This window comes from Acinetobacter sp. YH01019 (genome assembly GCF_013420285.1).
Lineage (GTDB): Bacteria > Pseudomonadota > Gammaproteobacteria > Pseudomonadales > Moraxellaceae > Acinetobacter > Acinetobacter gandensis.
On the sequence record NZ_VOYM01000041.1, the window covers coordinates 13,010 to 32,057 of the forward strand.

General features: G+C 40.8%; 17 protein-coding genes. 10 read left to right on the forward strand and 7 right to left on the reverse strand.

The window, feature by feature from the left end; translation table 11 throughout:
- Positions 1-96: 96 nt before the first annotated feature.
- The 3 genes from yccS to FTT84_RS10520 all read left to right on the forward strand — a co-directional run bounded on the left by yccS (position 97) and on the right by FTT84_RS10520 (position 3,328).
- Positions 97-2,265, forward strand: a complete 2,169-nt coding sequence (gene yccS, locus FTT84_RS10510; RefSeq protein ID WP_180058337.1) for a YccS family putative transporter — start codon at positions 97-99, stop codon at positions 2,263-2,265.
- A 51-nt stretch (positions 2,266-2,316) separates the two neighbouring features.
- On the forward strand, positions 2,317-2,886 hold the full coding sequence (locus FTT84_RS10515) for a hypothetical protein (protein ID WP_180058321.1): 570 nt from the start codon (positions 2,317-2,319) through the stop codon (positions 2,884-2,886).
- Between the two features lie 142 nt (positions 2,887-3,028).
- Complete coding sequence (locus FTT84_RS10520; protein WP_067762965.1) at positions 3,029-3,328, forward strand: DUF3817 domain-containing protein; 300 nt, start codon at positions 3,029-3,031, stop codon at positions 3,326-3,328.
- 79 nt (positions 3,329-3,407) lie between these two features.
- Here the strand turns inward: FTT84_RS10520 and FTT84_RS10525 are convergent, their stop codons facing one another.
- The 4 genes from FTT84_RS10525 to FTT84_RS10540 all read right to left on the reverse strand — a co-directional run bounded on the left by FTT84_RS10525 (position 3,408) and on the right by FTT84_RS10540 (position 8,088).
- The gene (locus FTT84_RS10525) at positions 3,408-4,637 is read right to left on the reverse strand and encodes an MFS transporter (protein ID WP_180058320.1); all 1,230 of its coding nucleotides are present in this window, start codon (positions 4,635-4,637) and stop codon (positions 3,408-3,410) included.
- A 250-nt stretch (positions 4,638-4,887) separates the two neighbouring features.
- Positions 4,888-5,769, reverse strand: a complete 882-nt coding sequence (locus FTT84_RS10530) for a pirin family protein (protein ID WP_180058336.1) — start codon at positions 5,767-5,769, stop codon at positions 4,888-4,890.
- Between the two features lie 345 nt (positions 5,770-6,114).
- Positions 6,115-6,486 (reverse strand): hypothetical protein, encoded by a 372-nt coding sequence (locus tag FTT84_RS10535; protein ID WP_067762967.1) that lies wholly within the window; start codon positions 6,484-6,486, stop codon positions 6,115-6,117.
- 192 nt (positions 6,487-6,678) lie between these two features.
- The gene (locus FTT84_RS10540) at positions 6,679-8,088 is read right to left on the reverse strand and encodes an FAD-binding oxidoreductase (protein ID WP_180058319.1); all 1,410 of its coding nucleotides are present in this window, start codon (positions 8,086-8,088) and stop codon (positions 6,679-6,681) included.
- A gap of 370 nt (positions 8,089-8,458) precedes the next feature.
- Here FTT84_RS10540 and serA point away from each other — a divergent pair, with 370 nt between their 5' ends.
- From serA to FTT84_RS10555, 3 genes are all read left to right on the forward strand, one after another.
- Positions 8,459-9,691, forward strand: coding sequence for a phosphoglycerate dehydrogenase (gene serA / locus FTT84_RS10545; RefSeq protein ID WP_067762969.1), 1,233 nt, complete (start codon positions 8,459-8,461; stop codon positions 9,689-9,691).
- 117 nt (positions 9,692-9,808) lie between these two features.
- A complete protein-coding gene (locus FTT84_RS10550) occupies positions 9,809-10,678 on the forward strand; it encodes a DMT family transporter (protein WP_180058318.1) in 870 nt (289 codons plus the stop codon).
- A 219-nt stretch (positions 10,679-10,897) separates the two neighbouring features.
- A complete protein-coding gene (locus FTT84_RS10555; RefSeq protein WP_180058317.1) occupies positions 10,898-11,776 on the forward strand; it encodes a DMT family transporter in 879 nt (292 codons plus the stop codon).
- Positions 11,777-11,863: 87 nt separating this feature from the next.
- Here FTT84_RS10555 and FTT84_RS10560 read toward each other — a convergent pair whose 3' ends face one another.
- The 3 genes from FTT84_RS10560 to truB form a co-directional block, all read right to left on the reverse strand.
- On the reverse strand, positions 11,864-12,325 hold the full coding sequence (locus tag FTT84_RS10560) for a hemerythrin domain-containing protein (RefSeq protein ID WP_067762972.1): 462 nt from the start codon (positions 12,323-12,325) through the stop codon (positions 11,864-11,866).
- 135 nt (positions 12,326-12,460) lie between these two features.
- The gene (locus tag FTT84_RS10565) at positions 12,461-13,234 is read right to left on the reverse strand and encodes a TSUP family transporter (RefSeq protein WP_180058316.1); all 774 of its coding nucleotides are present in this window, start codon (positions 13,232-13,234) and stop codon (positions 12,461-12,463) included.
- A gap of 31 nt (positions 13,235-13,265) precedes the next feature.
- Positions 13,266-14,177, reverse strand: coding sequence for a tRNA pseudouridine(55) synthase TruB (truB, locus tag FTT84_RS10570; protein WP_180058335.1), 912 nt, complete (start codon positions 14,175-14,177; stop codon positions 13,266-13,268).
- A gap of 152 nt (positions 14,178-14,329) precedes the next feature.
- On the opposite strand from truB, the gene FTT84_RS10575 reads away from it, so the two are divergent.
- The 4 genes from FTT84_RS10575 to FTT84_RS10590 all read left to right on the forward strand — a co-directional run bounded on the left by FTT84_RS10575 (position 14,330) and on the right by FTT84_RS10590 (position 18,915).
- A complete protein-coding gene (locus FTT84_RS10575) occupies positions 14,330-15,358 on the forward strand; it encodes a lipase secretion chaperone (RefSeq protein WP_180058315.1) in 1,029 nt (342 codons plus the stop codon).
- Between the two features lie 39 nt (positions 15,359-15,397).
- Positions 15,398-16,381: a triacylglycerol lipase gene (locus FTT84_RS10580; protein WP_180058314.1), complete on the forward strand. Its 984-nt coding sequence runs from the start codon at positions 15,398-15,400 to the stop codon at positions 16,379-16,381.
- A gap of 376 nt (positions 16,382-16,757) precedes the next feature.
- Positions 16,758-17,768, forward strand: a complete 1,011-nt coding sequence (locus tag FTT84_RS10585) for a triacylglycerol lipase (protein WP_180058313.1) — start codon at positions 16,758-16,760, stop codon at positions 17,766-17,768.
- A gap of 181 nt (positions 17,769-17,949) precedes the next feature.
- The gene (locus tag FTT84_RS10590; RefSeq protein ID WP_180058312.1) at positions 17,950-18,915 is read left to right on the forward strand and encodes a triacylglycerol lipase; all 966 of its coding nucleotides are present in this window, start codon (positions 17,950-17,952) and stop codon (positions 18,913-18,915) included.
- Positions 18,916-19,048: the final 133 nt, after the last annotated feature.

Below are 19,048 nucleotides of genomic sequence, written 5' to 3' on the forward strand. Positions count from 1 at the left end.
AAAGCGGACTTTAAGTCCGCTTTTTTATTGCTAATCTACATTGAATAAAAATTGACAGTTCATACAAAAAAGCTCAGGCTAAAACCAAAAATAATGATGAGCAATTCCTCAACCGTGAGCAGTCGTCTTTCGTGGTTTCAGCAATTTCAATCCAGTGCAATCGTAATGTATTGCCTACAAATCTGCATCGTTCTTTCAGGCACGACTTTAGGTTTGTATTTTTTAGGTTTGCATCAGTTGATTGTACCTGTGACTTTAGGTGCGATTGCCACAGCCCTGACCGATTTTGATGACCGACTCAGTATTCGACTACGTAACCTCGGCTACGTCTGTATCTTATTTTTTAGCGTCAGCAGTATTTTAGATTTTCTTTATCCCTATAAATTTTTATTTATTCTCTACCTATCGCTATCCAGTGCAGGCTTTATTTTACTTGGTGCATTGGGACAACGTTATGCCGTCATTTCCTTCGGTACAATCTTGCTCTCTATCTATACCATGTTCGGTTTAGGGGAATATCAAGATTGGTATTTTCAACCCTTATGCTTTGTTTTAGGGGTGTTATGGTATGGACTCACGGCCATTGTATTTTATTTAATTAAGCCCAGCCTACCTGTTCAAGACAATTTATCACGTTGCTTTTTACAAATAGCCGATGTGCTCAATGCCAAAGCCCGCTTATTCGACCCTGACAATACCAATAATGTCGAAACGCTCTTATATGAGTTATCGCTCAAAAATAGTGAGGTTGTGCAAATCTTTAACACCACCAAAGCTTCGCTTTTAACCCGCTTAAAGGCATCTCGTGCCAATAAAAATACGATTTACTGGCTCAATTTATATTTCTTGGCACAAGATATTCACGAACAGGCGAGTGCAAATTATTTACACTATGAACATATTCAGCAAAATTTTAGCCGTACCGATTTAATTTTTCGCTTTCAAAAAAATATTCGTCTGCAAGCTCAAGCTTGTCAGCAATTGGCACGTTGTATTCTGCAGCGCGAAGTATTCCTTCCAAATCCTATTGCAGCTGAAGCACTTAATAATTTACATACATCTATGCAAGAATGGGTTGAAACCAATCCACAAAATATTGAAGTTAAAAACCTGCAACTGATCTTAAGTAATTTAGACAGCGTTCAAGAACGTTTTAACCATTTAAATGATTTAGACAGTCAGCAACAGCTACATTATCAACAACATGTCGATAACCTCAATTTACTCGATGATGATATTCATGGCTGGCATGATTTATGGCTCAAACTTAAACAACATCTCAGTCCTGAGTCTGCGCTGTTTCGTCATGCAGTACGCATCGCTATCGTTTTTACCGTCGGTTATGGCATTTCATTATTGCCCTTTGCTAAGAACGGTTACTGGATTTTATTAACCAGTTTATTCGTCTGCCAAATGCGTTATTTCGCGACCAAAAGCCGTCTCAAAATGCGTACCTTAGGCACCTTATTAGGCGTGTTACTTGGCATTCCTGTTTTATACTTTGTGCCCAGTGTAGAAGGACAATTATTTCTCACCATTATTTTTGGGGTGTGCTTTTTCTACTTAAGTGCAAAGAAATATGCCATGGCAACCTTAATGGCAACGCTGATGGTTTTGTTGATTTTCAATTTAAAAGGCGCAGGGTATGCTGTGATCTTACCGCGCATTATGGATACCCTCATTGGTTGTTTAATTGCATGGGTTGCCGTAAATACAATTTGGCCAGATTGGGATTTCCGTAATATTTCCAAAACCATTGAAAAAAGCTCATGCGCGACGCTGAATTATTTTGATGCCGTGGTCGAGCAATATTTACAAGGTAAAACCAACAGCATTGCTTATCGACGTGCACGTCGTTCAGCGCATAATGCCCAGACTGAATTATCTAGCATGATTTCCAGTTTAAGTACGGAACCTGATCCTGACCAGAACCTAATACAACACGCCTTTCGCTATTTGGTTTATAGCCATAGTCAGCTCAGTTATATTTCAGCCTTAGGCAGCCATCGTGAACAAGTACAAGATGCCCAAGTGCTAGACCTACTACAGTGGTGCCAACAGACTTTGGATGACGTTCTGCTGCAAAAAAAGCCCTTAGATACAGCGCGTATTCAGCAAAAACTTTTCGAAATTCAAACACTCAATGCTGAAGAAATATTGTCTAATCACCTGCAACTGGTGCTCAAACAAATCAGTTTATTACTTGAAACCTTGCCTGAGTTAATTCAACTCAGAACACAATTAATTCGTGCTGAAATTAAATAGAATGTTGTAATGGATAGACCCGTAATTTTAATAGGCCGAATAGAGAAAATAATGATGTCCTTTTTAAACTTTAATTTTAAAAACGCATGCATTTCTGTGGCTTTAGCTTCTACTGCTTTTGTCGTCACAAATGCAGTGGCTGCACCGATCGAAAGTGAGTTAAAACCAGTTTTAGAATGTCAGTCTGACTATGATCATTACCATCAGGCACTTTCTAACTACGAAGAAGATTTACCAAAATTAGGTTGGAAACGTCTTGACGACCCACATCAACCGTTTATTTATATCTATAAAAATACGCAAGCTGTTGAATTTTTTGGCATGCCGACACAAGAAATTGGCCTGTCTTCCAATGCAGTATTCGCGATCTATCGCCAAGCCGATGTGAAAAAACTTGCGCAAAAATATGGTATTGAACAGCATTCTATGTTTGCTGGTTTGCCATTTTTCCGTGGTGAAAAAATATTGCGGACTGAAGCAGAAACCGATGAACTTCATGCTGTGAATCACAAATTGAGCTTGTCTGAAATGACCGGAAAAAGCCCAATGATTTTACTCGGCTGTAATTATGAATTTGATCAAGGTTCGGTTGATGAAGCGCTTGCCAGTCTAGATCATTAATCCGAGTAGATTACTCAGAATTAACTTTAAAAACATTTACTTAGATTCAATATGTGGATCAATTATTTCAACAGGAACGCTTCGTTCCTGCTATGCTTTCAGGTACACTCAAGACTTAAATCACTTTGAATTTAGACTGCACATGAATATCAAGACCTTACGTTTTGTAGGCCTGCTGGAAGGCATTTCGTTCCTGTTATTGTTGTTTATTGCGATGCCAATGAAATACCTAATGGGCAACCCGATATTAGTGAAATATGTCGGGATGGGACATGGTGTTCTATTCATCGCTTTCTTAGTGGTGCTATTTGTGGTCTGTGAAAAGCAAAAATGGTCGCTCAGCATATTTCTAATGGGCTTGATTGCATCGATTTTGCCTTTTGGTCCATTTATTTTCGATCGTAAATTAAAAAATGCAGAACAACCTGCAACTTCAAATTAAGAATTTCTACAACAAGTAAAAAAGCCCAATGTTGTTCTACTCAGCATCGGGCTTTTTCTATGATGGCATGAACTCGAATTTAAAATTTACCCGTCAATTTACGTTGTCGCATAATATCTCGCACCACCAAGCGTGGTAGGCTGAACCACAAGATAATGAGGGTAAAACCCGCCAAACTATATGCCCAAAGTCCAAAGTTTTCATATAGCACGCGCACGATTTCGATCACGGCAAAGAACGTCAGCATCATGATCACAGATACTGCTGCAGCTACTGTGCCCTTCGACATTTCAGACGACATTAAGGCAAAACGATAGAGCACAGAAAAGCTAATCCCTTCACCAAAACTGACCAAGCTCATGCCAAGTATGAGAAATGTCAGAAAATAGCTTTCAGTCATCGTCCCAATAACCACGAGGCTCGTCCCGAGTAACATCAAAGGTAGCCCGATCATCACCGACTGACCTAATGGCAGTTTATCGATGATTTTAATCAGAACAATATTACCGAGGATCAGACCGCCCAAAACGGGAAACTGTGCCATGCCGTATTGCATGCTACTCAGTCCTAGCTGTTCCACCAATATCACCGGAGATAGCGCAATCCATAACATCAGAGGCATTGCCACCATCGGTAGGCCCAAAGTCAGTGCCAAAAAGCGTTTGTTTTTTAACACCTGCTTAAAGTCATCGATAATATAACCCACCGGTTGCTTTGGAATGCTGATGTGCTGAGTCGGCATCTTGGCTTTTAAACCAAACCAACTCAGAAAAGATAGAAATGCGATTCCTATGAAGCCCCAATGCCATGACACGTGATCAATCATAAAGGCACCGAGGACGGGTCCGATCAGTGGCGCTAGTAGTGAAATATTGGCCATGATCGCCATGACTTTGATGGCATCACGCTCTTCAAAAGTTTCCTGAACGGCAGCATAGCCCACAGCAGAAATAACGGATAAACCAAAACCTTGTAAAAAACGCAACGTTAAAAAGCTTTCGATATTATGTGTGAGCAATATCGCTAAACAGCATAAGCTAAAGAACGCTACACCACCCAATAGGACTTTTTTACGACCTAATCGATCTGACAAGGGCCCTAATATCGCAGCGACACACGCACCACCCAGTAAGTAAAAGGACATCGACGACGGTGCCCATGAACTACTCACGCCAAACTCTTGAGTAATCGCAAGCATGGCAGGTTGGACTAAGTCGTTTCCGATATAGACAGAAAATTCAAATAAAACCAGTGCCAAGGGAAACATTAAGGTGGCACGACTTAATTTTGTGGTTTGTACGTTTTGCATTGTTATCTATATATCAAATGTGCGTGGTCAAGCTTGAAATGACAAAGCGGGAGAGATACTTCAGCCCAATGACGAGCACTGTAATATTAATTTTAAAAATGAATTTGCGGCGTATCCGCCATATGTGCGTCGTATTCACAAGACGCTAGATAGAGATAAAATGAACTTCAACGAACCGATCTGTCGGTTTGCGTACGACTATTTTAACAGTGTTTGCTTGCGTTGTATTGGTCTTTTTATACTACCCCTTTTATGATTTTTCATTGTCTGCTTTTTGGATAAAGCGACCTTGTTTTAGGTCATCATAAGCTTGCATCACTTCAGCAAAATGATTCATCACAAAATAGCCTCGCCCATAGATGGGTTCATTTAAAGGCTGCGCCGATAGATACAAAATGTGGCTATCTTCGACTGCCATCAATTCGACATTTTCTCCTTGGCCCGACATGACTGCCATATGCTGTGCATTTAACTGTTCATCTGTTTCAGTAAATTTCAGCTTGCCCGAACGTAAATACACAAGTGTGGTATCCCCTTCTTGTGCAGGCAGGGTGATGCTTTGATTTGTTCTGACAAAGACATCAAATACTTGCATGGGTGTATGTGTTTCTGCGGGGCCTTGGGCTGTTAAATATTGCCCTGCAATAATCCGTACATAACCGGCATCTTGGGCTAAATTGACCTTTGGAATACTGGCTTTGGTTAAGCTCTGATAGCGTGCAGGGTTCATTTTATCTTTGGCTGGCAGATTGACCCAAAGTTGCAATATTTCAAATGCTCCGCCCCGCTGTGCAAAGGCTTGGCTAAAGACTTCTTCGTGTTGAATGCCTGAAGCAGCAGTCATCCACTGCACATCGCCCTCACCAATGACTCCACCGCCGCCAGTCGTATCATGATGTTCAAGTTCACCTTTTAACACCAATGTGACGGTTTCAAACCCTCGATGTGGGTGTTCCAGCACGCCTTTTTTCAGTTTGGTTGGTTTCAGCACCCCAGGCCCTAAATGGTCGAGCAGTAAAAAAGGCGAAACGGTATTACCCAATTCATAATGGGAAAATACTGAAGTCACTGGTGCAAAGTCACCAACGGGTGAACCTGAGTCATTGACGTGTATAAACGCGAGGGTTTTCATCATAAATTTGAAATCTAATAATGATGTGAATTCGGTCTTATATTATTAAAAACTATACGAACTCACGAGAAAATTTTTAGGATTGAATATTCTATGTTGAGGATGAAAAATTAGGATACGCGGAAACTCATCCGCAACTGTCCGAGTCAGGACACATTCAATATGTAAAGTTTCTGCGATCTACACAATTGAAGATGGTATTTGACGAGTTTTGCGGATGAAAGATGGTTTTGCTACTTTTGCCGAAACAAAAGTAGCTACGAGCTCCAATCATCGAATTTAAAATGAAATGACCCCGTCATGCTGAACATTTAATAAGAAATTTAGACCTTAACTTTTTATAATTTAAGGACACTTCGCCGACTGGAAAGTCTTAGTATTTTTCCCACGTTGACACTGATACTCCTTCTTCGTGCTTACACGCTGCCAAACCCCATCCACCAATTTAAAGTTATAAATGGTGCGAATAGAGCGAACAGAATCATCCATTAAACCCGTTTCAGTCACTTTAACCTGCCCCGCATTTGGCGATTCCACACGGTTAAAGTATTGACGGATTTCAACGGTCGATAATTCTTTACGTAAATCAGGACGATCCTTTAATACTTGGTTTAATGGCGTATCTGACGAACCCACTTTAGATACGATTTTTTGTGTAGTGGCACACCCCGACAAAATCCCCACACAAAGTGCTGAAACTGCAATTAGACGATACATAAGCCAACCTAAAAATCATTATTTACTGCAATATCATGCAGATTTTTTATTCATAACACTATTAAAGCAATGTAAAGAAGCGATGAAATCCATAAATTGGTGAAAGAAGCTCTGATCCTTAATGAGTGCCATTTCAAAAATACAGCTATAAAAAAACGCATCCGAAGATGCGTTTTGTATGAACTTTAAAGATTAAAGATCAAATAATTTACCTGGGTTCATAATTGCGTTTGGATCGAATACTTTCTTCAAAGCTTTCATGTATTCAATTTCTTCTGCTGAACGTGTGTAATCGAGGTAAGGCTTTTTAGTCATACCCACGCCATGTTCTGCTGAAATCGAACCGTCATATTTTTTCACAGTTTCAAATACATATGTATTCACCACTTGGCATTTTGCAAAGAATTCATCTTTACTTAAGTCCGCAGGTTTCAAAATATTTAAATGCAAGTTACCGTCACCAATATGACCGAACCAGCAAATTTCAAAGTCTGGATAGTTCGCTTCCACAATTGCATCAATTTCTTTAATAAATGCAGGAACATGTGTAATTAGAACTGAGATGTCATTTTTGTATGGTGTGAATGGAGCAATCGACTCTGAAATGTCTTCACGTAAACGCCACAAGTTATGTACTTGGTCTAGGCTTTGGCTCATTACGCCATCAAGCACCCAACCTTGTTCCATGCAATGTTCAAAGATTTCCATTGCCGCATCCATAATCGGCTCAAATGGTGCTTCAAACTCAAGTAAGACATAGAATGGACATGGTGTTTCAAATGGACGTTGTACATGACCATTGTCCAAAACTTTTTGCATTGCAAGCTCACCAAAGAACTCAAATGCTGTTAAGTCAATTTTCTTTTGGAAGGCATGCAGTACCGGCATAATCGCATCAAAGTCAGGCACACCCAACACCAACACTTGTAAGTCATGTGGTTGACGTTCAAGTTTGATTTCAGCTTCAGTCACTAAACCTAGAGTGCCTTCACCACCAATAAATAAGTGTTGCAGCGCATAACCCGTCGCGTTTTTGATCATGCCTTTGTTCAAGCGCAGGATGTCACCTTTACCTGTAACAACCGTCATGCCCAACACCCAGTTACGTGTCATGCCGTATTTAATCACTTTAATACCACCGGCATTGGTACCGATGTTACCGCCAATTTGTGATGAACCTGAAGATGCAAAATCGACTGGGTAATACATGCCCTGTTCTTCAGCATAATTCTGAAGTTGTTCAGTCACTACACCTGCTTGTACACGCACCATCCGGTCAGCTGGGAAGAATTCCAAGATTTGGTTCATCTTGTCCATGCTCACCACGATTTCACCGTTGGCAGCCACAGCACCTGCTGATAAACCTGTACGACCGCCACTTGGGGTAATCGCGACATTAAATTGGTTTGCCAGCTTAACAATTTGTTGAACTTGCTCTGTGCTTGAAGGGAAAACGACGACCGAAGGATTTGGATCGAAGTGCTTAGTATGGTCACGACCCCAATTTTGGAGACTATCCGCATCTGTTTTAATACGGCTTTCGCCAACAATAGCGGTCAATTGGGTTAATAACTCTGGGGTTAAAGCGACTGGAGCATTCATCGTTTTCAGACCTTGCAAGAAGTAAACAAGTTTTAAAGGTCCAGACCTGATTCAGTCAAAATTGCGGCATCCGCATATTTCAAGGGAAAAAGCCTGAAACTGAGTGCATCAAATAGGCCATGAATAGGCCAAGCGAAATTTGAGCCGCACCATTATAAGCTATAACTGCGTTTTTTTGACAAAACCGAAAGAAAAACGTGTTTTTGAAATGTCATTAGAAATATTACGCAGTTAATTAGACCGCAAGCGACAAGTTTTGACACATAATTCGCCAAAATACCTGACACAGCCGTCATAAAGGAAATGTATATAGGGCTTTTTCCTATGCTATTATATCGCCACTAAATTTGGCCTTTGTAGCGGAGCCGTAATGAGCCAACATCTTTCTTTGCCTAAAGATAAAATTCGTTTCTTGTTATTAGAAGGCGTTCACCAAAACGCAATCGACACACTAAATGCTGCTGGATACACCAACATTGATTACCGTAAAACTGCGCTTGAGGGTGAAGCGTTGAAAGAAGCGGTTAAAGATGCTCACTTCATTGGTATTCGTTCACGTACTCAATTAACTGAAGAAGTTTTTGAAGCGGCGAATAAACTGATTGCTGTGGGTTGTTTCTGTATCGGTACAAACCAAGTGAACTTAAATGCTGCCATGATTCGTGGTATTCCAGTATTTAACGCACCATACTCAAATACACGTTCGGTTGCTGAACTTGTACTTGCTGAAGCGATTCTATTACTTCGTGGTGTTCCTGCTAAATCTGCTTCAACTCACCGTGGTGGTTGGAACAAATCTGCAGTTGGTTCATTTGAAACTCGTGGCAAAACTTTAGGTATTGTGGGTTACGGTTCGATCGGTTCACAACTTTCTGTACTTGCAGAAGGTTTAGGTATGCACGTTATTTACTACGATGCAGTAACTAAACTTCCAATGGGTAATGCACGTCAAGTCGGTTCTATGGGTGAACTTCTTGCGAATGCAGACGTGGTTTCTTTACACGTTCCTGACGTTCCATCTACACGTAACTTCTTCGGTAAAGAGCAATTTGCTCAAATGAAAGAAGGCGCAATCTTCCTAAATGCTGCACGTGGTACATGTGTAATCATTGAAGACCTTGCAGATGCGATCAAATCTGGTCACATTGCAGGTGCTGCGGTTGACGTATTCCCGAAAGAACCAAAAGCAAACGGTGAAGAATTTGTTTCTCCACTTCGTGGCTTAGACAACGTGATTTTAACGCCTCACGTGGGTGGTTCTACCATGGAAGCGCAAGCAAACATCGGTCTTGAAGTTGCTGAAAAATTCGTTGCTTACTCTGATAAAGGTATGACTTTATCTGCAGTGAACTTCCCAGAAATCGCGTTACCGTTGACTGAAGGCAAACACCGTTTACTTCATATCCACAAAAACGTACCGGGCGTTCTTTCAAAAATCAACAACTTGTTTGCTGAACACGGTATCAACATCTCTGGTCAGTCTTTAATGACCAAAGGCGATGTGGGTTATCTTGTGATGGACGTTGATGCAACTGCATCTAAAGAAGCTTTGGATACTCTTCACGAAGTGGAAGGTACCATCCGCGTTCGCGTATTGTTCTAATTTAATTAGACACTGAAGCCACAGCCTTCGGGCTGTGGTTTTTTTATTGTAGTAGACTTTTAAAATCTGGCTTTTGCCAATCTCCCGCTATTCGAGTCATCGAAACAAATTTAGTCTATGCCAAATTTTAAAATTACCCCTGCCCTACAAGCACCACTGATCTTGCTTATTGCAATGATCAGTATGCAAAGCAGTGGTTCTTTCGCCAAGTACCTGTTTGGTCAGTTTCCCATCCTGACCGTGTCCGCGATGCGTTTACTGCTCGGTGCATTAATCTTGGCGATCATCTTTAAAATTTGGAAAATCAATTTTAAACAAGTCAAATGGTCTGCAATTATCAGCTATGGCTGTGCTCTTGCAGGCATGAATATGCTGTTTTACTTGTCCATTGATCGCCTACCTCTCGGCATTGCCGTGTCGTTTGAATTTATTGGCCCTTTAAGTGTTGCACTATTGGCAGCAAGACGAAAATTCGACTTCGTCTGGGTCGGCCTTGCAATTCTAGGCCTAATTTTGCTGTTTCCATTTGATCAAGCAGCACAACGTCTTGACCCAATTGGGATCTTTCTTGCCCTCGGTGCAGGTGCTTGTTGGGCACTCTATATCGTGGCAGGTCAAAAACCGTCAGGGGTCTCAGGCAATCATACCGTTTGCTTAGGCATGTTCGTCGGCATGTGTGTTTTGATGCCCATCGCACTCTTTGCAGGTATGCCGGCACAGGCGTTTGAGCCAAGTAGTCTGCTGTATTTTATTGCACTTGCGACCCTAGCCAGTGCTTTACCTTTTACCCTAGAAATGATTGCGCTACGTAACATGACTGCGTTGAGTTTCGGTACACTCATGAGTTTGGAACCCGCTGTTGCCGCTCTCTCGGGTTTTATCTTTTTGCATGAACAATTGTTATGGACACAATGGTTGGCATTGGCAGTGATTATCAGTGCTTCGATTGGCTGTACTTATACCACGCAAAAGGCCAAACGAATTTAAATTCAAACAGCCTTAATCTTTTGAAAATATCTCCATTTTTTATTTTGAATTTAAAAATGGTGGCGATTTAAAGACGATTTTTTATATTCAATTTTTTTAAATTCAAAACCTGCAAATTGCATTTCGACACCTGAAAAAACTCAATGACTCAATATTAACCGCTATACTGAGCAGAATTAAAAATTGGGGTACTTTGTTCCCCCCACCACAGCGTGCCGCATGCCAAACTCACAATTATTAGCAGTCGTTTTCATGGTACTTTCCATGATCTCCTATCAAATCAGTGCATCATTCGCCAAGCAATTATTTTTGGTGCTTGATCCGCTCAGCGTGACCATTTTACGACTCTGTTTTGCTTCAATTATTATCTGCTTAATGTTTCGTTCATGGCACATTTTAAAACGGCTGTCTTTTTTAAAATGGCGTGATCTGCTCTGCTATAGCTCGGCACTCTGTTTGATGAATGTGTTGTTCTATATGTCACTGGGTAAATTGCCACAAGGCATTGCCGTGGGCTTAGAGTTTATTGGGCCTTTGGGTCTGGCATTATTATCCATTAAAAACCGCAGTGATTATATTTGGGTCTTTTTAGCCATCTTAGGTATTGCCTTGATGGTGCCTTGGGCACAAGCTCATGATGGTAATTTCTCAATACTTGGGGCAGCCTGTGCCTTAGCAGCGGGACTCTGTTGGGCATTCTATATTTACTTTGGACAAAAAGTGGTACATCAAAATATTGGTATGCATGCGCTAACGATTGCCATCACACTGTCCGCACTGACCTTGCTCCCGATTGGACTATATAACAATGCACCCGCCCTACTAGATACCCAATATTGGCCGAAAGCCTTATTAATTGCGATTTTAGCCACGGCCATACCTTATGCACTGGATTTAAAAGCGTTAAAAATCCTCAGTAAACTTAGTTATGGGACTTTATCGAGTTTGTCGCCTGCATTAGCTGCAATTACAGGTATGGTTCTGCTTGGCGAAAATATTGGGACGTGGCAATGGGTGGCCTTAATCTGCATTATGTTGGCATCCGTCGGGGTGACTTTACGTTCCTCTCGCAATACTCCGAGCAGCGTATCAGACTAAATTTTTATATTTATAGTTGAAACAAAAAGACGGCCTCTGCCGTCTTTTTTTTTTGATTTTGCATTCGTCTTCAGGCTTCACTTGCGTTTAGCCCGTCAAACTGTCTTTATCTGCTTTCTTGTATTTCTTATATTCCGCCAAATATTGTTTGGCTAAACTTTCCTTTTGCTTTTCATCTAAGATTTTACCTGCTTGCTGAAAAAAGCCGTGTTCTTCCTCCTGCAAATGATGATGTACCGTTTCAGATAATTTTTTCGCAATCGCCAACCAACCTGGATTACTAAATTCAGTTTCCGTCAGTTGCTCTAATAATTCATCCATCTCATGATGTTCCGCCAACGCATGACGAGTGATGTTTAGACCGGAATCGCTCATCATCAACGGGATGTAAAAATAACGATCTTCGCCAACGGCATGGGCAAATAACTCATTTTTGAGCAGCTCAAATAAGTCTCGACGTTCAGGTGTATCCCCTGAGGTTTGAATGAGTTTTTCAGCAAGTTCACGTTGTTTTTCATGACTTTGGCGTAGAGCTTCAAATATATTCATTGTAATGATGACCTCTGATGCTTAGCTAATTATGCAATATGAAATTTAATTATTATCCACAACTCAACCGAGTCGCTTATTTTTCATACTAATCGCTTCAGCAACAGAATTCAGCTACGCTCTGTTAAGATTTGTTCAAGCCTGTCCGGTAAAGGTTTGATAGCCCAAACGTACAATTAAAATACTGACTAAAATTAAAAACAGAATACGAATAAATCCACTGCCGTATTTTAATGCTGCTCGTACCCCAACTATGGAACCTAAAATATTAGTAACCGCCATCATCGCGCCAATAGCAAACAGTACATGCCCTGCCGGTGCAAAGAAACTCAAGGCAGCCAAGTTGGTGGTTAAGTTCGCCACTTTAGATAATGCAGAAGCATGCAAGAAGTCCGCTTGCAAATAGCGAATAAAAAAGAAGATAAAGAAACTACCTGTACCTGGGCCGAAAATACCATCATAGAAACCAATCGCTAGACTGCCTACAGCAGCGAGAACTAATATTTTAGGCGTGAGTTCTTGTCGGACATGTACCTGACCAAATTGTTTTTTGGTAAAAGTATAAATCGCAATCACGATGAGCATAACCAAAACGAATGGACGTAAAATTTCTTTGGGTACCATCGACACGCATGCTGCACCCGCAAAGGATGCAACAAAGGCGCAAGTCGCAATCACTGCTAGCAATTTCCAGCGCAATTTCACTTTCTTTAAAAAGCTATAAGAAGCTGAAGCCGTACCAAAAATAGACGATAATTTATTGGTGCCAAAAACCGTCGCTGGAGACAACTGCGGCATGGCATTCATAATGGCTGGAATTTGAATTAGTCCTCCGCCCCCGACTGCTGCATCAATTGCACCTGCAAAAAATGCAAAAAACAGAAGGCTTAAGATAATTTCAATGTCCATGGGATTACTTCTAAATTAGCGTGATGCTGGATTAGCTTTCAAGATTTAACACACGTTTTGGAACCAAACGTTTACGGTCTGTAATTTCTGCCAGGCCTAAGCAACGTTCGCCATCAAATACCAAAACTTGTGCTTCGGCTTCATGTTCAATATTACTTTCCATACCGCGACTGAAAAATTCAGCTCGGCCTTCAGGCGCTTGAACTTTGAGAAAATGATCGACAGGTGCGTACACCGGCAGTAACAGTTCTTCGCGTTCAACTTCAGTTAAGCTTTCAAGATATTCAATGGTATAACTTGGGATGAGGTCAAAATGACCAGTTTTAATACGGTGTAAATATGTCAAATGACCAAAGCTACCCAATGCTTTAGCAATATCTTCACCTAAGACTCGAATGTATGTACCCTTCGAGCAAGTGATATCAAGTGTAATACTATTCTCAGTAAATGATAATAAGTTGATATCATAAATAGTGATCGGACGTGCTTCTCGCTCGATTTCAATACCCTGACGTGCTAACTCATATAAAGGACGACCTTCTTTTTTCAATGCCGAATACATGGGTGGTACTTGCTGAATGTCCCCAATAAACTGAGCTAAAACTTCACGAATCGACGCTTCAGTTAAAGCCGGCACAGTCGCTTCTAACAATACATCACCTTCAACATCGCCAGTCGTGGTGCTATGACCTAAAAAAACGGTGGTTTTATAACGTTTAGTCGAATCCAATAAAAAATGCGAAAACTTTGTTGCTTCACCTAAGCAAATTGGTAATAAACCTGAGGCTAATGGATCTAGCGCACCTGTATGTCCTGCTTTTTGTGCTCGATACAACCAACGCACTTTTTGTAATGCAGCATTCGAGCTAATGCCCAAAGGCTTATTTAATAAAAATACACCATGTACTGGACGACGCTGAATCTTAGGAGAAGCTTTTTTCATGACTAAAATAGGGCAAAAAGAGAACTGCGCCATGGTATCAATCCATGCTAAGCGTTTACAACTTTTCTATGTTTTTATCATTCTTTTATGTCATATTGAGTTCACATTTAGAACTCATAAAACAATTAAAACGGAAAAAGGTGCATTGGGATATGCAAAAAAATAAACTCTGGCTGATTTTAGCCATTGTGATTATTGCGGCAGCCGCATTTATATATTGGCTTGCGCCGAAAGATTCTCAGCAAGATTCACAACACAATATCGAACAGCAACAAAGTGCCGCAGCGAACTCTTCAGCAGCAACGGGTTTACCCAATGCAGTAGGTGGTTCTCTCATTAGTGCTAGTCAGCAAGACACCGAAGTAAACTGCCAAATCAGCATGGATGGTTCCAACCGCCTGATTGTGAATGAACAAACACGTAATTGTTTTGAATATTTCATCACCCAATACGGTGAGAAGTCGATTGATCAAATCAAAAAGGATTTCAAAACATATATTGCTCAAGGTCATAAAGAACCCGCTTTATCACAAATTTATGATTTGTGGGATCGCTACATGCAATATCGTGAACGTTTGGGCGATTTAGTCCCGCCAAGTGAAGACAAAGAATCTCCACAATATTACCGTGCGATTTATAACAGTACGCAAAATTTGCGTAAGCAGTTCTTTTCCAACTATGAAATTGAAGGTTTATTTGGCAAAGAAAATACCTACCACGAATACACATTAAAGCGTATGGAAGTGGTCAATGATAAAAAATTATCCGAATCTGAAAAAGCCCAAAAACTTAAAGAACTGTTTGATGAGCTTCCAGAAGATTGGAAAGAAAGCTTAGAACAAATCAATAAATTGGATGATCTGAGAAAGCTCACTGCAGATATTAAAGCCCGTGGCGGTTCGAGCGAAGAAATTCGTCAAATGCGTTTAAATTTGGTTGGGCCAGAAGCAACGCAGCGCCTTGAAACATTGGATACACAGCGCAGCGAATGGAAAGGCAATGTAAATCAATATTTAGATGAACGCGACAGCATCATGAAAAGTAATATGAGTGATAGTGCCAAACAACAAGCTGTACAGCAGCTCCGTAATCAGCACTTTAAATCAAAAGAAGATCAATTGCGCTTAAGCACTTTTGAAACGGTCCATGATCAAGGTGGAAAACTTCCCTTCTCGGAATAATCCGATCATGTAGTTATTATTTTATTTCAGGACGAAATAATGCGATACAAGAAAAAAAGATTACTGCGTTCTGCGCTCGTAGCAGCAACCGCTTTTATTGGTATTTCCTCTGCACAAGCTGCCGCAGGTTTACAGCATGTAACTGCCAACAGTTCAGTAACCTATGCCAAAACTAAGTATCCCATTGTGTTTACCCACGGGATGTTTGGTTTTACTCGTATCGGGTTTGATAGCTTTGGTATGGATTACTTTTACCAAATCCTACCTGATTTAGCCCGTAATGGTGCAAATACTTTTGCAGCGCAAGTCTCTCCTCTTGAATCGACTGAAGTACGTGGTGAACAACTACTGGCACAAGTTGAAGATGTACTTGCTATCACAGGTCAACCTAAAGTGAATTTAATTGGTCATTCACACGGTGGTCCAACTACACGTTATATTGCTGCCGTAAAACCGCAATATGTCGCATCCGTCACAGGTGTTGCAGGTACATATCGCGGCTCTCTAGTTGCCGATAAAATCCAAGCCAATAAAGGGATTAATTCTATTTTTGGTATTTTAGGCGATCAGCTACTTGCACCGATTATTACTTGGGCTGAAGGCAACTCAAGCCTGCCAAACAGTGTAGGTGCATCACTCACTGCAATCAGTGAAAAAGGTTCAGCCGCATTTAATGCTAAATTTCCTACGACAGCCATGGCAAATGACTGTAATAAAGCCGGTGCTAAAGTCGATAACGGTGTGTATTACTATTCATGGACGGGTACAGCGCAAGCGACCAATGTACTTGATGTGCTAGACAGCATTATTACTCAGCTTGGGCCCTTAGCTTATGCGAATAAAGATAATGACGGTTTAGTCGGTCGTTGTAGTACACATATCGGTCAGGTCATTCGTGATGACTACAATCATAACCATTTAGATGAAGTAAATATGGTCTTCGGTCTACGCAGTATTTTCTCACCTGACCCTGTTGCGCTCTATCGTCAACATGCCAACCGCTTGAAACTTCAAGGGCTTTAATCTCCATGCTTTAAAAAGCATGAAATTTCATTAATTTACTTATAAAAAGGACGCCATGCGTCCTTTTTTACAATGTTATTGTTTGTTAACCATATTTAAGACATTTCAAAAAATATTTATATAACAAAGTCTAAGTAATCAACCTAAATTTATGCACAATTGTATAAATTTATACATGTCATCAAAGCAACCGTCGTGACCTCTAATGACATGGAATTTAACTGCTAGCATGAAAAAATGTGAAGGCATCTTTGTTTATTTAAACTCTCTAAATTCAATGATCTGGCTTTGTCAGTGCAAAGATGCTGTTTAAAAAAGAGAGAACGCGTCAAATTATTAAAAAGTAAAAAACAACAACATCAGAACAGGAATGTTTATGCGAACTTTAGTAAAAACGGCCAAGATGGCCTCTGCTGCTGCCATTGCTGGTCTAGCAATCGGTTTATCAGCAACTACCCAAGCTGAGCCAAGTGTGCTTCAAGTAAAGGAAACCGCAAAATCAGACTATGCTAAAACCAAGTTTCCCATTTTAATGGTTCATGGTTGGTTAGGTTGGTCACGTATTGGTACGGAATCAGTCGGTCTCGATTATTGGTATCAAATTTTACCAGACATGGCGCGCAACGGCTCTACGGTCTTTGCTGCTCAATTATCTCCAGCAAACACTACGGCTTATCGTGGTGAACAACTGATTGCACAAGTTGAAGATGTCATCGCCATTACAGGAAAACCTAAAGTGAACTTAATTGGTCACTCACATGGTGGGCCAACGGTGCTATATGTTGCCCAAACCAAACCTGATTATATTGCCTCAATTACAGGAGTTGCGGGCACATATCATGGTTCTAAAGTTGCAGACGATATTCAGGACAATAAACTTTCTCGCACTGCATTTAACATTTTAGGTGACTATATTGTTGGCCCGCTAATCGCATTAGGGCAGCTAAAACCCGAACTGAAAATTGATTTTGATGCATCTATGAAGTCTCTGAGTCAAACTGGCTCAGCGACCTTTAACAGTACAGTTGCAAAATCGGCCGTGGCAGATGGGGTATTGGCCTCTTCAGAAAATTGCAGCAAGAACTTAAGACCCGTCGATAGCAAAGGGATTCAATACTATTCATGGACGGGTGTGGCACAAACCACCAACCTACTAGATATTGATACAATCTTGATGCAACTTGGCCCACTTTCTTATGGCAATAAAGACAATGACGGTATGGTTGCCCGTTGTAGCGCGTATATTGGTAAAGTCATTAATGACAGTTATAAACTGAACCACACTGACCTGGCCAACATGATGTTTGGTCTCACAGGCTTGTTTACACAAGATCCTGTGGCGCTGTATCGACAACATGCCAACCGTTTAAAACTACAAGGCTTATAAAACCAATCTGTTAAGGGAATGTATTCATTCCCTTATTTTTAAAGCGATATTCATTCTTTACTAAGCTCTACCGCTTTAATTCAATCACTGCTCAGATGAAATCATTGAACTAATACCAAGGTCAATCCTGTGATTGATCCTTATGCTTCTTTAAAAATAATATTATTGTGAGTATTAAAAAATGAAATATGGAATTTTCATCACTGCGTTACTAGCTGCATCTTGCTTCACGTCAGTCTCTGCATCCCAAGCAACACAAGTCACAGCAAAAGCTACATCAAGCTATGCAAAAACGAAATATCCAGTGGTATTTAACCATGGTATGGGCGGCTTTATTACTGTCGGGACGGACTCTTTCGGACTCGATTATTGGTATCAAATTTTGCCTGATTTAGCACGAAATGGTGCTAATGTTTGGGCGACACGTGTGTCTCCATTTAACTCGACTGAAGTTCGCGGTGAACAATTACTGCAACAAGTCTTAGAAATTCGGGCGATTACCGGAGCAGAAAAAGTCAATTTGATTGGTCATAGTCACGGTGGTCCAACTATTCGCTATGTCGCAGGTGTGCGACCAGATGTCGTTGCATCTCTCACCAGTGTTGCAGGTCCCCATCAAGGCTCTCCTGTCGCAGATTTAATTTTAAAAGCTGAAGGTACCCCCATCGAAGGACCATTGGTTGGCGCAGTGAACTTTGTATCAAAAGCTATAACGTGGGCACAAGGGCTGGATCCAAATAGCTATCCACACGATTCACTTGCTGGCGGTTCAAGCTTAACCCTCGCGGGTTCGGCAAAATACAATGCAGCATTCCCGCTCGGCTTGCCTAAATCGAACTGCGCAGATGGTAATAGTATTGAGAAAGGAATTTACAACTATTCATTTACCGGTGTCGGACAAATTACCAATATCTTAGACTTAGATTCAGCCTTAAAAGTAACTGCCCTACTCATTGATGGTGGTAAAGATAACGATGGCTTAGTCTCACGTTGCAGTGCGAAATTTGGTAAAACGATTCGAGACAATTACAACTGGAATCATTTGGACGAAGTCAATCAAGTGCTCGGCCTAAAAGCCCTCTTCGCACCGGATCCCGTTGATGTTTATCGCCAACATGCCAATCGATTAAAACTTCAAGGTTTATAAATACTTCTTTGTACACGACAAAAAAAGATAACTCATTGAAATAATGGCATAATACTTGTTTTCTGACGACGAATATGATGACACATTTCAATGAGTTACATCTCATCTTAAACAAATATCTAAAGTGGAACAA